The 14,403-nt window shown below is 33.5% G+C and carries 15 protein-coding genes; 11 read left to right on the top strand and 4 right to left on the bottom strand.

Going from position 1 to position 14,403, the window contains the following annotated elements:
* Nucleotides 1-159 precede the first annotated feature (159 nt).
* The 11 genes from tgt (at nt 160) to ACXAFS_RS14435 (ending at nt 10,866) form a co-directional block, all read left to right on the top strand.
* Nucleotides 160-1,290, top strand: a complete 1,131-nt coding sequence (tgt, locus tag ACXAFS_RS14485; RefSeq protein ID WP_475307846.1) for a tRNA guanosine(34) transglycosylase Tgt — start codon at nt 160-162, stop codon at nt 1,288-1,290.
* A 3-nt stretch (nt 1,291-1,293) separates the two neighbouring features.
* A complete protein-coding gene (locus ACXAFS_RS14480; RefSeq protein WP_475307844.1) occupies nt 1,294-2,370 on the top strand; it encodes an LptF/LptG family permease in 1,077 nt (358 codons plus the stop codon).
* Nucleotides 2,357-3,265, top strand: coding sequence for a DMT family transporter (locus ACXAFS_RS14475; RefSeq protein ID WP_475307842.1), 909 nt, complete (start codon nt 2,357-2,359; stop codon nt 3,263-3,265). Before ACXAFS_RS14480 ends, ACXAFS_RS14475 begins: the two co-directional genes overlap by 14 nt.
* A gap of 49 nt (nt 3,266-3,314) precedes the next feature.
* A complete protein-coding gene (locus ACXAFS_RS14470; RefSeq protein ID WP_475307841.1) occupies nt 3,315-4,268 on the top strand; it encodes an acetyl-CoA carboxylase carboxyltransferase subunit alpha in 954 nt (317 codons plus the stop codon).
* A gap of 169 nt (nt 4,269-4,437) precedes the next feature.
* Nucleotides 4,438-5,967 (top strand): replicative DNA helicase, encoded by a 1,530-nt coding sequence (gene dnaB, locus ACXAFS_RS14465; RefSeq protein WP_475307840.1) that lies wholly within the window; start codon nt 4,438-4,440, stop codon nt 5,965-5,967.
* Between the two features lie 72 nt (nt 5,968-6,039).
* Nucleotides 6,040-7,074: an AI-2E family transporter gene (locus ACXAFS_RS14460; protein ID WP_475307838.1), complete on the top strand. Its 1,035-nt coding sequence runs from the start codon at nt 6,040-6,042 to the stop codon at nt 7,072-7,074.
* Nucleotides 7,075-7,135: 61 nt separating this feature from the next.
* Nucleotides 7,136-8,053: an aminotransferase class IV gene (locus ACXAFS_RS14455; RefSeq protein WP_475307837.1), complete on the top strand. Its 918-nt coding sequence runs from the start codon at nt 7,136-7,138 to the stop codon at nt 8,051-8,053.
* Nucleotides 8,046-8,771: a sulfotransferase-like domain-containing protein gene (locus ACXAFS_RS14450; RefSeq protein WP_475307836.1), complete on the top strand. Its 726-nt coding sequence runs from the start codon at nt 8,046-8,048 to the stop codon at nt 8,769-8,771. Before ACXAFS_RS14455 ends, ACXAFS_RS14450 begins: the two co-directional genes overlap by 8 nt.
* A 146-nt stretch (nt 8,772-8,917) precedes the next feature.
* Entirely contained in the window at nt 8,918-10,102 is a 1,185-nt protein-coding gene (locus ACXAFS_RS14445; RefSeq protein WP_475307950.1) for an asparagine synthetase B, read from the top strand.
* A 56-nt stretch (nt 10,103-10,158) separates the two neighbouring features.
* Nucleotides 10,159-10,437, top strand: coding sequence for an EF-hand domain-containing protein (locus tag ACXAFS_RS14440; protein WP_475307834.1), 279 nt, complete (start codon nt 10,159-10,161; stop codon nt 10,435-10,437).
* Between the two features lie 6 nt (nt 10,438-10,443).
* Nucleotides 10,444-10,866: a secondary thiamine-phosphate synthase enzyme YjbQ gene (locus ACXAFS_RS14435; protein WP_475307833.1), complete on the top strand. Its 423-nt coding sequence runs from the start codon at nt 10,444-10,446 to the stop codon at nt 10,864-10,866.
* A gap of 81 nt (nt 10,867-10,947) precedes the next feature.
* Here ACXAFS_RS14435 and rplT read toward each other — a convergent pair whose 3' ends face one another.
* The 4 genes from rplT to thrS all read right to left on the bottom strand — a co-directional run bounded on the left by rplT (nt 10,948) and on the right by thrS (nt 14,186).
* Nucleotides 10,948-11,292 carry a 50S ribosomal protein L20 gene (rplT, locus tag ACXAFS_RS14430; RefSeq protein ID WP_475307832.1) on the bottom strand — a complete coding sequence of 115 codons (345 nt, stop codon included), beginning with the start codon at nt 11,290-11,292 and terminating at the stop codon, nt 10,948-10,950.
* Between the two features lie 104 nt (nt 11,293-11,396).
* Nucleotides 11,397-11,594, bottom strand: a complete 198-nt coding sequence (gene rpmI / locus ACXAFS_RS14425) for a 50S ribosomal protein L35 (RefSeq protein ID WP_431110892.1) — start codon at nt 11,592-11,594, stop codon at nt 11,397-11,399.
* Between the two features lie 66 nt (nt 11,595-11,660).
* Nucleotides 11,661-12,212, bottom strand: coding sequence for a translation initiation factor IF-3 (gene infC / locus ACXAFS_RS14420; protein WP_138434731.1), 552 nt, complete (start codon nt 12,210-12,212; stop codon nt 11,661-11,663).
* Between the two features lie 36 nt (nt 12,213-12,248).
* Nucleotides 12,249-14,186 carry a threonine--tRNA ligase gene (gene thrS, locus ACXAFS_RS14415; RefSeq protein WP_475307830.1) on the bottom strand — a complete coding sequence of 646 codons (1,938 nt, stop codon included), beginning with the start codon at nt 14,184-14,186 and terminating at the stop codon, nt 12,249-12,251.
* Between the last annotated feature and the right edge of the window lie 217 nt (nt 14,187-14,403).

The following is a 14,403-nucleotide window of genomic DNA, read 5'->3' as shown; positions in this document are numbered from 1 at the left end:
AGCTTAAATTAATGCTGCAAAAATAACTTTTTACAAGTCGCATTCAAAAGTTGAATAGAGCCACTTATTAACGATTTTAATGAATTGCTAACAATTTTTGAATTTAATTAAGATGCCAATGTATTTGAGTTATTTATATTTGCCACCAGACTTATATTTATGAAATTTAATCGCTTATCAAAAGATAAAGAAACTAAGGCAAGAGCTGGTGTTATTACAACAGATCATGGAGCAATTGAAACACCAATATTTATGCCTGTAGGAACTGTGGGTACAGTTAAAGGTGTACATCAGCGCGAATTAAAAAATGATATTAATCCAGATATAATTTTAGGTAATACCTACCATTTATACCTACGACCGAAAACACCTATTTTAGAACAGGCAGGAGGACTGCATAAGTTTATGAATTGGGATAGAAATATTTTAACTGATTCCGGAGGTTACCAAGTGTATTCTTTATCTGCAAATAGAAAGATTAAAGAAGAAGGTGTAAAGTTTAAATCCCATATTGATGGTAGCTACCATGTATTTACTCCAGAAAATGTAATGGAGATTCAACGATCTATAGGTGCTGATATTATAATGGCTTTTGATGAATGTACACCTTATCCATGTGATTATAATTATGCTAAACGATCTATGCATATGACGCATCGTTGGTTAGAACGATGTCTAACACATCTGGATAAAGTACCTTTTAAGTATGGCTACGAGCAAACATTTTTTCCAATAGTGCAAGGAAGTACATACAAAGATCTAAGAATTCAATCAGCAGAATATATTGCAAATGCTGGAGCACAAGGAAATGCAATAGGTGGTTTATCGGTAGGTGAACCGGCAGAAGAAATGTATGCGATGACCGAAGTAGTTTGTGATATCTTACCAGAGGATAAGCCTCGTTATTTGATGGGAGTTGGTACACCAATCAATATTTTAGAAAATATTGCGTTAGGTGTAGATATGTTTGATTGTGTAATGCCTACAAGAAATGCCAGAAATGGTATGCTATTTACTGCACATGGTACAATTAATATTAAAAATAAAAAATGGGCTGAGGATTTTTCGCCAATTGATGAAATGGGAATTACCTTCGTAGATACTGAGTACAGTAAGGCATATCTAAAACATTTATTCTCTGTAAATGAATTATTAGGAAAGCAAATAGCTACTATTCATAATTTAGGCTTTTATTTATGGTTGGTAAGAGAAGCAAGAAAGCATATTATAGAGGGTGATTTTAAAGCATGGAAAGGAAAAATGGTTAAACAAATGGATAAAAGATTATAGTAAGTGAAAATCCTAGATTGGTACATACTAAAGCGTTATTTGTTAACATTTTTAATGATGTTGTTACTGTTTATCCCTATTGGTATTACAGTAGATTTAGCAGAAAAGGTTGGTAAAATTTTGGAAAACAAAGCACCGTTTGGTGAAGTTACAGCGTACTACGTAGATTTTACGGTTTATTTTGCGAATTTGTTATTTCCTCTTTTTCTTTTTTTGTCTGTTATTTGGTTTACTTCCAAGTTGGCTAATAATACAGAGATAGTTGCCTTTCTTAGTTCTGGTGTTTCATTTTCTAGATTTTTAAGACCGTATTTAATAGGTGCCACTATTGTTTCAGGTGTAGCATTGTTTTTAGGGATGTATTTGGCACCAATTGCCAGCCAAGGATTTAACGAGTTTAAGTATAAATACCTTAAAAAGCATAAAAAAATACAAGAAACAAGAGACGTATATCAGCAAATTAGTGATAACGATTACATTTATGTTAGTAGTTTTTCGCCAAAGAGTAAGACAGGAAGTAACTTTACCTATGAGCATTTTGAGGGCAATGAATTAAAGTATAAAATCTTTGCTGATAATATCAGATTTATCGAGAAGGATAGTAGTTATAGATTAACAACCTATATAAAACGAACTTTTGAAAACGGTATTGAAACTATAGAAAAAGTAAGGAGAAAGGACACCGTTTTTTCTTTTGAACTTGAAGATTTAACTCCTTTAGAGTATGCAGCCGAAACAAAATCTTATGGAGAACTTCTAAGATTTATCGAGTCAGAAAAAAAGAAAGGATCAAAAAATATAGGTAGATATGAAGTGGTTAAATTAAAAAAATGGAGTTTACCTGTTTCAATTTTCATATTAACAATTATAGCAGTTGCTGTATCATCAGTAAAACGTAGAGGTGGTATGGGAGTTAACCTAGCTTTTGGTATTGCTATTGCAATGATTTATGTTTTTTTTGATAAGATTTTTGGTGTTATGGCTGAGCAATCACATTTTTCACCTGTAATAGCTGTGTGGTTTCCTAACTTTATATTTGGTATTTTAGCTGTATACCTTCTGCAGAATGCCAAACGCTAGATTAAAGGATTATCTTCATTTACATTTTCTGGTTTTTATAGCTGGTTTTACAGCAATACTTGGTAAAGAAATATCCACAGGTGCAACCGCAATTGTGTGGTACAGAATGGCAATTGCTACTGTACTAATGTTTATCTATATAAAAATCATAAAACTTAATATAAGGGTAAGTAGAAAAACCATTCTTAAATTTTCTGTAGCTGGAGTCATTATAGCGTTACATTGGATTACTTTTTTTGAATCTATAAAGCAATCAAATATCTCAATTGCATTGGCTATGTTTTCTTCAGGTGCTTTTTTCGCTTCTTTCATAGAACCTATTTTTTTTAAAAGACGCATTTTAGTTTATGAAATAGGTTTTGGATTGATAGTAGTTCTAGGTGTGTTTTTAATTACTAGTAGCGAACTAAAATATATCAACGGTATTATATTAGGTTTACTATCTGCACTTTTTTCGACTTTGTTTGCTGTTGTTAATGGACGCTTTATAGAGAGATACAACGCAACGGTTATCTCATTTTATGAGTTTATAAGTGGTGTTTTGTTTTTGAGTCTATTTATACATTTTTCTGGCATTCATTTTAATGAGAGTTTTTTCACACTTTCTAAAATGGACTGGATTTATATTTTTATTCTCGCTTCAGTTTGTACAGCATATGCATTTATTGGAGCTGTAGAAGTAATGAGGTACATTAGCCCTTTTACTGTAATATTAACGTATAACTTAGAGCCGATTTATGGCATATTATTAGCACTATTTCTTTTTCCTGAAACCGAACAGATGTCGTCTCAGTTTTATCTTGGTGCCGCTCTAATAATAGTAACAGTACTCTTAGATGCTATATTAAAAAACATTAAAGCTCGAAAACGAAAAAAGATGCCTGTTAACAATTGAAGTTTGTATATTTGTAAACTTAACTAACTAAAATCTAACTTCAAATTGTATGGAATATTTAGAGTTTGAATTACCCATAAAAGAACTAGAAGAGCAACTTGATAAATGTCAAATTATCGGGAAAGAGAGCGATGTAGATGTTACAGAAACCTGTAAGCAGATTGAAAAAAAACTCGCTGAAACCAAAAAAGAAATCTATAAAAATCTATCGGCCTGGCAACGTGTTCAGTTGTCTCGTCACCCAAACCGACCTTACACTTTAGATCATATCAAAGCGCTTTGTGGAGATTCTTTTTTAGAATTACATGGTGATAGAAATGTTAAGGATGATAAGGCCATGATTGGTGGTTTGGGTAAGATAGGTGACCAAACCTATATGTTTATAGGTCAACAAAAAGGTTACAATACCAAAACCAGACAATATAGAAACTTCGGAATGTCTAATCCAGAAGGTTATCGTAAGGCGCTACGTCTTATGAAATCTGCTGAAAAGTTCGGAATTCCTGTGGTTACCTTAATAGATACTCCTGGTGCTTATCCAGGTTTAGAAGCTGAAGAAAGAGGGCAAGGTGAAGCTATCGCAAGAAACATATTAGAAATGTCTCGTTTAAAAGTCCCTATTATAACAATTATTATAGGTGAAGGAGCTTCTGGTGGAGCTTTAGGAATTGGAGTAGGTGATAAGGTAATGATGCTAGAAAATACTTGGTACTCTGTAATTTCACCAGAATCGTGTTCTTCAATTTTATGGAGAAGTTGGGAGTATAAAGAACAGGCAGCTGAAGCCTTAAAGCTAACTGCTAAGGATATGAAGCGTATGAAACTTGTAGACCAAATTATTAAAGAACCACTTGGTGGAGCACATACAGATAGAGAAAAAACATTCTTTGCAGTGAGAGATGCTATTGTAAAGTCTTATGATGAACTTAAAAACTTATCACCAAAAGAATTAGTAAAACAACGTATGGCAAAATACGATGAAATGGGAGTCTATAAAGACTAATACCAACAAACATAAGCAACTAAAAAAAACTGAAGTTGAATCTTCGGTTTTTTTTGGCGCTATTAACAATATAATCAAGTTATTAACAGTTAAATTGTTGAAGAACTGTTAAGATTGAAGCTGACATTAGTCATAGTTCGTCAGCACTATTTAACTACTTTTGTTACTTATGAAACAACCCAACCCAATACAAGGTTACAAAGTCGATAAAAGCACAATCATAAGCTTAGAGAAAGGTAAAATACCACCTCAAGCAATTGATTTAGAGGAAGTTGTGCTTGGTGCAATGATGATTGACAAAAAAGGTGTTGATGAGGTTATTGATATTTTAAGTCCAGATGCTTTTTATAAAGATGCTCATAAATATATCTTCGAAGCTATTTTCAAATTATTTGAAAACAGTGAGCCTATTGACTTATTAACCGTTTCGTCTCAGTTAAAGAAAGATGAAAAATTAGATTTGGTCGGTGGCGATTTTTACCTCATTTCATTAACCCAACGTGTGTCATCATCTGCACATATTGAGTTTCATGCACGTATCATACTTCAAAAATATATTCAACGTAGTTTAATCAAGATTTCTAACGAAATTATTGAAGAAGCCTATGACGAAACTAAAGATGTTTTTGACCTTTTGGATAATGCAGAAGCTAAACTCTATGAAGTTACTCAAGGTAACGTTAAAAAGTCGACAGAGACAGCACAGAGCTTAGTAATTCAAGCAAAAAAGAAGATTGAGGAGATATCAAACAAGGAAGGTTTAAGTGGAATACCTACTGGTTTTGATAAGTTAGATAAATTAACTTCAGGTTGGCAACCAAGTGATTTAATTATTGTTGCTGCTCGTCCTGGTATGGGAAAAACGGCCTTAACGCTGACCATGGCGCGTAATATAGCAGTAGATTTTAATACACCTGTAGCTTTCTTTTCTTTAGAGATGTCTTCTGTGCAGTTAATCACACGTTTAATATCTAGTGAAACCGGATTGTCTTCAGAAAAATTGAGAACAGGTAAGTTAGAAAAACACGAATGGGAACAACTAAACGTTAAAGTAAAAACCTTAGAAAAGGCACCATTATATATAGATGACACACCTTCTTTATCAATCTTCGATTTAAGAGCAAAGGCACGTCGTCTAGCATCGCAGTACGGTATTAAAATGATAATGATAGATTATCTGCAGTTAATGACAGCTGGTGGTAGTCAAAAAGGAGGTAATCGTGAGCAAGAAATTTCGATGATTTCTCGTAACCTCAAAGCATTGGCAAAAGAACTTAATGTTCCTGTAATTGCATTGTCTCAGTTATCGCGTGCTGTTGAGACACGTGGTGGAAGTAAAAGACCTTTATTATCAGATTTACGTGAATCTGGAGCAATTGAGCAAGACGCAGATATTGTATCGTTTATCTACAGACCAGAATATTATAAAATTGATGAGTGGGATGATGAAGAGCGCTCGCCAACTGAGGGTCAGGGAGAATTTATTGTAGCTAAGCACAGAAATGGTGGTTTAGAAAATATAAGACTTAAGTTTATTGGTCATCTTGGTAAGTTTGATAACTTGGATGATTTTGATACACCTTTCGAGTTTCAATCTAAGTTAAATGCGGCTGCTAATGACGATACCTTTAAGCCAGATAGTTTTCCATCTGCAAGTGATGCGTTTGATGATCCAGAAGATGATGGAGTTCCTTTTTAACATCATTTTATAAGTATTAAGCCTCTTTTTTAACCTATATTTACGCTTCGCTATTTAAGAAGAAATTGCCTCATGTTAGATCAAAGACGTACAACTAATATTCTGTTGTTAATCATCGTTATACCATTAGTATTTTATTTGCTTAAAGTGCTTTCTTTTATATTTATTCCATTGATATTTTCGATGTTCATTGCGTTATTATTTTTACCGCTAATGCGTCAATTAGGAAGAAGAAAAGTTCCAAAATTTTTAAGCATAATAGTTGTTCTGCTTTTGGTATCTGCCTGTGTCTATTTGGGTGTAGAATTGATACAGTTATCTAGTAAGGAAATTTTGGCAACTAAATCAGATTTTTTTCCAAAGGCTGAAGAGAAGATTGCAGATTTAAAAGTCTATTTATCTAATAGTTTCGGCATTGAATTTGAACAAGATAAAAATATACTAGCACAGTTTTTTGAAAAAGAAAATTTAGGCTCTACATTCGGTTTTTTACGAACCTTTTTTACCACATTATTAATGACAGCGTTCTTTGTTGTACTTTGGTTAGGTGAGTCTATCAATGTGCATAATCTGCTTAATAACACATTGTTAAAACAAAAACACACTTCTGTAAAAGCTTTTATGAAGATTGAAAAGGACTTGATTAAATTTATAAAAGTGAAATTTTTGGTTAGTGCCTTAACAGGATTGTTTACTGGCTTAATGTGTGTGTTTTTTGATGTGAGTTTTCCAATTTTTTGGGGCTTGTTTGCCTTTGCCATAAACTTTGTACAAATGGTAGGTTCTTTTATTTCAGTAATTCTGCTTTCAATTTTCGCATTTGTAGAATTAGAACCAACAAGTACATTACTCTTTTTTATAGTTTCCATTACAATGGTTCAAGTTGTTTTTGGTGCCATTTTAGAACCAATTTTTATGGGAAAATCTTTTTCAATAAATATCATTGCAGTTTTAGTTATGTTGATGTTTTGGGGATTTCTTTGGGGAATTCCAGGGCTTATAATGGCTATTCCTATAACTGTTTTTATAAAGATTATCTTAGAACAATTCCCTAGTACTAAGGTCATTGCGAGTCTTCTTTCTGGCAATGAGACAAAATTAGATTAAGGTTTTTAAGCGTTTTTAGCGTTGTAATTTTTAAGTATCTTCATACCATAAACTAAAAATTATGGTTCACGGTACGCACAATGCACAAGAAGATTCTAGAAATGATACTATACTTATTTCCATTAATGAAGAGCTCTTCCCGAGAAACGAAGCTAAAATTTCTGTTTTTGATAGTGGTTATTTAGTAGGTGATGGTGTGTGGGAAGCTTTACGCTTACACGACGGCGTTCTGGTATTTATTGAAGATCATTTTAATCGTTTGTGGCAATCTGCAAAAACGGTTGGTATGGTATTACCATTTACTAAAAAAGAGTTAACCCAAAAAGTTTGGGACACACTTAATGCTAATAGTATGAAAGATGACGTGCACGTTAGGATTATGGTAACGCGTGGCATTAAAAAAACACCATCTCAAGATCCAAGATTAACTATTTCTGGACCAAATGTGGTGATTATTCCTGAGTATAAAAAAGCTTCAAAAGTATCTAAAGAGAAAGGAATTACTTTATTTACAAGTACCATTAGAAGAGGTTCGCCAGATTATCTAGACCCAAGGTTAAATTGCCATAGTAAGCTTCACGAAGTTCAGGCACTCATTCAGGCGATTGAAGCAGGTGCTGATGAAGCTTTAATGCTAGATATTAATGGATTTGTAGCCACTTGTAATGCTACTAATTTTTTTATGATTAAAAATGGCGAAGTATGGACATCTACAAGCAAGTATTGTATGAATGGCATTACCAGAGCTAAGGTTATAGACGTTTGCAATGCCAATAATATACCTTGCTTTGAAAAAGATTTTTCTTTGTTTGATGTTTATGGAGCAGACGAGGCTTTTGTTACAGGAACTTTCGGCGGTTTAACGCCTGTTACAAAAATCGATGGTCGACAAATAGGAGAGGGTAAGTATGGAAAAATGACTAGAAAACTTAGCGATTTGTATGAAAAGTTAATCCAAAAAACAGTAGCCAATGGATAATATAAAGCGTATATGTCTGTGGTCTGGACCAAGAAATATATCCACGGCACTGATGTATTCTTTTGCACAACGTAAGGATACAAAAGTGTTTGATGAACCACTTTATGCTTACTATTTAAAGCATCATCCTGAAGCAAATACTTACCATCCAGGTGCAGACGAGATTATAAATACAATGGAATCTGATGGAGAAAAGGTGGTAGAAATGATGTTGAATAATACTGAAAAGCCAGTCTTATTTTTCAAACAAATGACGCATCATCTTTTAGATATAGATCGTTCTTTTATGAAAGATACCATCAATATTATTTTAACCAGAGATCCTGTAGATATGTTACCATCCTTTGATAAAGTGATTCATAATCCTACAATTGATGATGTAGGTTATCAACTTCATATAAATCTTTTAAATTATTTTGAAAGTCAAAACATTCCTTTCAAGGTTATAAATTCTAAACAGGTCCTTCAAAATCCTGAAGATACACTAAGGAAGTTATGCGAATTTGCAGACATTCCATTCGAAAAATCAATGTTATCCTGGAAACCACAAAAACGAGAAGAAGATGGTGTTTGGGCAGATTATTGGTATCAAAACGTTCATAAATCGAGTGGATTTCAAAAATATAAACCCAAAACAGAAGCTTTTCCAACACATCTAAATGCGCTCTTAGACCAATGTTTACCTCACTATAATCGTCTGATGGAGTACACAATTTAGCTCTTAAAAGAATGATAAAATAAGACTAGAAAGACTAAAAATTGGTTATATTTCGTTTTAAATCTATGAACTTGAAAAAATTAACTTTCATATTAATTGCACTGTTTCTCAGTGTTAATGCATACGCTTCATATATATTAATTCCAATGGATGCCGAGTCTCAAGAAAATCATCTCAAAGCTTATGGAGTTACCTATTGGACGTTGGAGCGCGAACTCAAAGTAAATTGGCTTTTGAACTATAGAGGAGGTTCATTTTTGTTACCTGATGCAGAAATCATTCAGCGCGAATGTCAGATAAGAGGTGTATCTTTTGAAGTGATTTCAGACACCAAAGCAAAAGAAATCTTGGATGAAATAGCAAGTCCTGCAGTAAATCAAGAAGCTGTTGTGTTAGAAAAGGCACCGAAGATTGCAGTCTATACACCTTATGGAAAGCAACCTTGGGATGATGCGGTAACTATGGTCTTAACCTATGCTGAAATTCCTTATGAAACTATTTACGATGAAGAAGTTTTGAATGACGAATTGTTATTGTATGATTGGCTGCACTTACATCACGAAGATTTTACAGGTCAGTATGGGAAATTTTACAGAACCTACCGTTCTGCAGCTTGGTATATTGAAGAAAAGAGAAATGCCGAAGAGTTAGCAGAAAAACTAGGTTATGATAAGGTGTCAGAAGCAAAATTAGCCGTTGCCTTAAAGATTAGAGATTACGTTGTAGGCGGAGGTTTTATGTTTGCAATGTGTTCTGCAACCGATAGCTTTGATATAGCTTTGTCAGCAGAAGGTGTAGATATTTGCGAACCTATGTTTGATGGCGATGGAAGCGATCCAGGATATCAGAATAAAATAGATTACTCAAAAACCTTTGCGTTTAAGGACTATGTGCTAGAAAGAAGTCCTAACGTTTATGAGTTTTCTTCCATAGATATGACATCAAAACGTCAAATACCTTTTAAAACTGATTATTTTTCGTTAATGGAATATTCAGCAAAATGGGATCCTATTCCTACGATGCTAACACAAAATCACACATCTTTAGTAAAAGGTTTTATGGGACAAACGACATCTTTTACAAGAGATGAAATAAAATCTAACGTATTAGTGATGGGAGAAAATAGAACTAATGGTGAAGCAAAATACATTCACGGAATTAAGGGTAAAGGATTTTTTACATTCTACGGAGGCCACGACCCAGAAGATTATACCCATAGAGTAGGAGACCCTAAAACAGAACTCGATTTACACCCAACATCACCTGGTTATAGGTTGATATTAAATAATGTACTTTTTCCTGCTGCTAAGAAGAAGAAGCAGAAGACGTAATTCTAATTTATTTATTAATCCAAGTTAACGATAATCAATTTTCAAAAAGATTTAAAATGTCTACAAAAGAACAAATACTTAATAAGATTCAGATTCTAATAACAAATCACTTTAAAACACCAGAAGAAGCATTTGCTTTTTTTGATGAAGATGGAGATGGAAAATTGTCAAAAAATGAGATTAAAACATTGTTGAAGCAAGCAGAGATAAGTGGTTTTCTAAGAGGAATTGTGTCATCAAAGCTCATTGAGGGTTATGATAAAGATGGAGATGAGTTGATAGATTGGACAGAATTCAAGTTTGCAATTGACGAAATTTCAAATGGTTCAAAATAAAATCCAATGAAATTCTTTCAAAAAGAAATCAGACTAGAAGCCTACCCAAGAGGGTTTCATCTCATTACTTCGAAAGTAATAAATGTAATTCCTGAAATAGAAGAGATAAGAATAGGACAACTACAAGTTTTTATTAAGCATACTTCCGCAAGTTTAACCATTAATGAAAATGCAGACAAAACAGTAAGATTAGATTTTGAAAGCCATATTAATAAAATGGTACCCGAAAATCAGCCGTATTATAAACACACCTTTGAAGGACCAGACGATATGCCAGCACACATAAAAGCATCTTTGATGGGAAATTCAGTACAAATACCAATTACCAATGGTAAACTAAACATGGGCATTTGGCAAGGCATTTACCTTTGTGAACATAGAGATTATGCTTCAGGAAGGGAATTGGTAATAACCGCCTTTGGAAATTAGAATAATAGACAAACAAAAAATCCGACTCGTGAGAGTCGGATTTTTTTAAGCGAAATGTTGTTATTAATTTGGCTAAAAGCCTTACTTTACTTTGTTTACTATTGCTTCAAAAGCATCTGGGTGGTTCATCGCTAAATCTGCAAGAACCTTACGGTTCAATTCGATATTGTTAGCTTTAAGTTTACCCATAAACTTAGAATAGCTCATTCCGTGTTGTCTTGCACCTGCATTAATACGCATAATCCATAACGCGCGGAATGTTCTTTTTTTGTTTCTACGGTCTCTATACGAATATTGCATCGCTTTGTCAACCGCATTTTTTGCTACTGTCCAGACGTTTTTACGTCTTCCCCAGTATCCTTTTGCTTGCTTAAGAACCTTTTTTCTTCTAGCTCTCTTTGCAACTGAATTTACTGATCTTGGCATTTCTTTTAATTGTTTTTTGTAGTAGGCGACCAAATAGTGGTACTTGCTAAATAATTTTGCCTAACTCCAGGGTTTATAAATTGTTTTAACCGATTAAAACGTTGTTACTTTAAACGTAACATTGTTTTAATATTATCTTCGTCAGCCTTATGTACTACTGTATCATGAGTTAACGCAAGCTTACGCTTTTTAGACTTCTTTGTTAAGATGTGACTCTTAAAAGCGTGCTTTCTTTTAATCTTACCAGTGCCAGTTAGTTTGAAACGTTTCTTAGCACTCGATTTTGTTTTCATTTTAGGCATTTTGTCCTAGTTTTAATTTTACGTTTCGCTTATTTTATCCACCAAAGCTATTGCTAAGGTTGTATTTTATTTTACTTTTTTGGGTGCAATGAACATAATCATCCGCTTACCTTCAAGTTTAGGCATTTGCTCTACTTTACCATACTCTTCAAGATCCTGCGCTAATCTTAATAATAAGATTTGTCCTTGCTCCTTAAATACTATTGATCGTCCTTTAAAGAATACAAAGGCTTTTAGCTTTGCTCCATCTTGTAAGAACTTTATAGCATGCTTCTTTTTAAATTCATAATCATGATCATCTGTTTGAGGACCAAAACGAATTTCTTTTACAACAACTTTAGAAGCTTTTGCTTTTAAAGCCTTTTCACGTTTCTTTTGTTCGTAAAGAAACTTTTTATAATCCATAATCTTACAAACAGGAGGATTTGCATTTGGCGAAATCTCAACAAGATCTAATCCTTGTTCGTCAGCCATGGATAATGCTTTTTTGATAGGGTAAATGCCTACTTCGACATTTTCTCCTACAACTCGAACTTCTTCGGTTCTAATTTTAGAATTTATACGATGTTTGTCCTCTTGGGCTTCTCGTCTGTTGTAACTCCTTCTGTTTCTACGTATTGCTATGGCTTATATTTTTTAATTAAACTTTATTATTTAAAAGCTTTTTAGGCTTTCCTTTATTTTCTTATTAATCATTTCGGAAAATTCACTAACACTTATTGTGCCAAGATCTTCCCCTCCATGTTGTCTAACAGTAATAGTATTATCATTTTGTTCTTGCTCGCCAACAACTATAATGTAAGGAAATTTTTGCATTTCTGCTTCTCTAATTTTCTTTCCTACAGTTTCATTTCTATTGTCTACGAGGGCGCGAATTTCGTTATTTTCTAGCAAATTTAAAACTTTTTCGGCGTATTTTTCATATTTCTCGCTTACAGACAGTATCATAACCTGCTCTGGCATAAGCCAAAGAGGGAAATTTCCACCTGTATGTTCTAGCAAAATAGCGACAAATCTTTCCATACTACCAAATGGCGCTCTATGTATCATTACTGGTCTATGTAGCTCGTTATCGCTACCCTTATACGTTAAGTCAAAACGCTCGGGGAGGTTATAATCCACTTGTATAGTACCCAGTTGCCATTGACGACCTAATGCATCTTTAACCATAAAGTCTAGTTTTGGACCATAAAAGGCAGCCTCACCTGTTTCTACTACATAATTTAGGCCTTTGTCCTTAGCCGCATTTAAGATGGCTTGTTCAGCTTTTTCCCAGTTTTCTTCACTACCAATGTATTTTTCAGGTTTCTCAGGATCCCTTAATGATACTTGAGCAGTAAAGTTTTCAAATCCCAAAGAGCCAAATACATATAGAACCAAATCTATAACTTCTTTAAATTCAGCATCTAGTTGATCTGGCGTACAAAAAATATGTGCATCATCTTGGGTAAATCCTCTTACACGAGTTAAACCATGAAGCTCACCACTTTGTTCATATCTATATACTGTGCCAAATTCAGCGAATCTTTTAGGTAATTCCTTATATGAATAAGGTCTATTATTATAAATCTCACAATGATGTGGGCAATTCATTGGTTTTAATAGAAATTCTTCACCTTCAGCAGGAGTGTTTATGGGCTGAAAACTATCTTCGCCATATTTAGCAAAATGACCTGAAGTTACGTATAAGTCTTTATTGCCAATATGAGGTGTAACGACCATTTCATAACCAGCTTTTTTCTGAGCAGCCTTTAGAAAGTTTTCTAATCTTTCACGTAAAGCAGCACCCTTAGGAAGCCATAGTGGAAGACCTTGACCGACTTTTTGAGAAAAAGTGAAAAGTTCTAGTTCTTTTCCAAGTTTTCTATGATCTCTTTTCTTTGCTTCTTCTAATAAGTGAAGGTATTCGGTTAATTCTTTTTGTTTTGGAAACGAAATACCATAAACTCTAGTTAATTGTTTTTCGTTTTCATCACCTTTATAATAAGCACCAGCAACACTTAATATTTTCACAGCCTTAATGATACCAGTATTGGGAATATGTCCACCACGACACAAATCTGTAAAACTAGAGTGATCACAGAAACTTATAGAGCCGTCTTCAAGGTTTTCGATTAAATCAACTTTATATTCATTTTTACCTTTATAATAAGAAATAGCTTCAGCTTTAGAAACGTTACGCATTTTAAAATCATGTTTACCGCGAGCTATTTCTATTATTTTATTTTCAATGCTCTTAAAATCTTTTTCTGAAATTGAATCCTCACCTAGATCTACATCGTAATAAAATCCATTGTCAATAGCTGGCCCAACCCAAAGTTTTACATTAGGGTAAAGTTCTTCTAGCGCTTGTGCCAAAACATGGGCTGATGAATGCCAAAAAGCTTTCTTGCCTTCATCATCTCTCCATGTATATAGAGTAAGACTACCATCAGTGGTTAATGGAGTGGTGGTTTCAACAATATTATTATTGAATTTTGCTGAAATAACATTACGCGCAAAACCTTCGCTAATATCTACAGCCACTTCATAAGGAGTTACATCTTTATCAAAAGATCTAACCGAACCATCAGGTAGAGTAATTTTAATCATTATTTATTTATATGAATTTAGCCCACAAAGATATACCTATATATATAAAGGACAAAGTGAAGTTTTTAATAAAATTAAACTTGATGTAATATGTTGAAATATAGTTCATTAAAAATTTCTTCAATAAAAGGTTAAAAAGTATTTGGTTGTAAGTAAAAGGGTTTTATATTTGCAGCCCCTAAACGGACACAATGCGACGAGTTTGGGTATGTTCATT

The organism is Winogradskyella sp. ABM4_392 (assembly GCF_056160445.1).
This window is presented reverse-complemented; position numbering and strand designations above follow the sequence as displayed.

What these genes read in the sequence shown, in the direction of transcription:
- tgt (WP_475307846.1), top strand. Translation starts at nt 160, where the DNA reads ATGAAATTTAATCGCTTATCAAAAGATAAAGAAACTAAGGCAAGAGCT.
- ACXAFS_RS14475 (WP_475307842.1), top strand. Translation starts at nt 2,357, where the DNA reads ATGCCAAACGCTAGATTAAAGGATTATCTTCATTTACATTTTCTGGTT.
- ACXAFS_RS14470 (WP_475307841.1), top strand. Translation starts at nt 3,315, where the DNA reads ATGGAATATTTAGAGTTTGAATTACCCATAAAAGAACTAGAAGAGCAA.
- dnaB (WP_475307840.1), top strand. Translation starts at nt 4,438, where the DNA reads ATGAAACAACCCAACCCAATACAAGGTTACAAAGTCGATAAAAGCACA.
- ACXAFS_RS14460 (WP_475307838.1), top strand. Translation starts at nt 6,040, where the DNA reads ATGTTAGATCAAAGACGTACAACTAATATTCTGTTGTTAATCATCGTT.
- ACXAFS_RS14455 (WP_475307837.1), top strand. Translation starts at nt 7,136, where the DNA reads ATGGTTCACGGTACGCACAATGCACAAGAAGATTCTAGAAATGATACT.
- ACXAFS_RS14450 (WP_475307836.1), top strand. Translation starts at nt 8,046, where the DNA reads ATGGATAATATAAAGCGTATATGTCTGTGGTCTGGACCAAGAAATATA.
- ACXAFS_RS14445 (WP_475307950.1), top strand. Translation starts at nt 8,918, where the DNA reads ATGGATGCCGAGTCTCAAGAAAATCATCTCAAAGCTTATGGAGTTACC.
- ACXAFS_RS14440 (WP_475307834.1), top strand. Translation starts at nt 10,159, where the DNA reads ATGTCTACAAAAGAACAAATACTTAATAAGATTCAGATTCTAATAACA.
- ACXAFS_RS14435 (WP_475307833.1), top strand. Translation starts at nt 10,444, where the DNA reads ATGAAATTCTTTCAAAAAGAAATCAGACTAGAAGCCTACCCAAGAGGG.
- rplT (WP_475307832.1), bottom strand. Translation starts at nt 11,292, where the DNA reads ATGCCAAGATCAGTAAATTCAGTTGCAAAGAGAGCTAGAAGAAAAAAG.
- rpmI (WP_431110892.1), bottom strand. Translation starts at nt 11,594, where the DNA reads ATGCCTAAAATGAAAACAAAATCGAGTGCTAAGAAACGTTTCAAACTA.
- thrS (WP_475307830.1), bottom strand. Translation starts at nt 14,186, where the DNA reads ATGATTAAAATTACTCTACCTGATGGTTCGGTTAGATCTTTTGATAAA.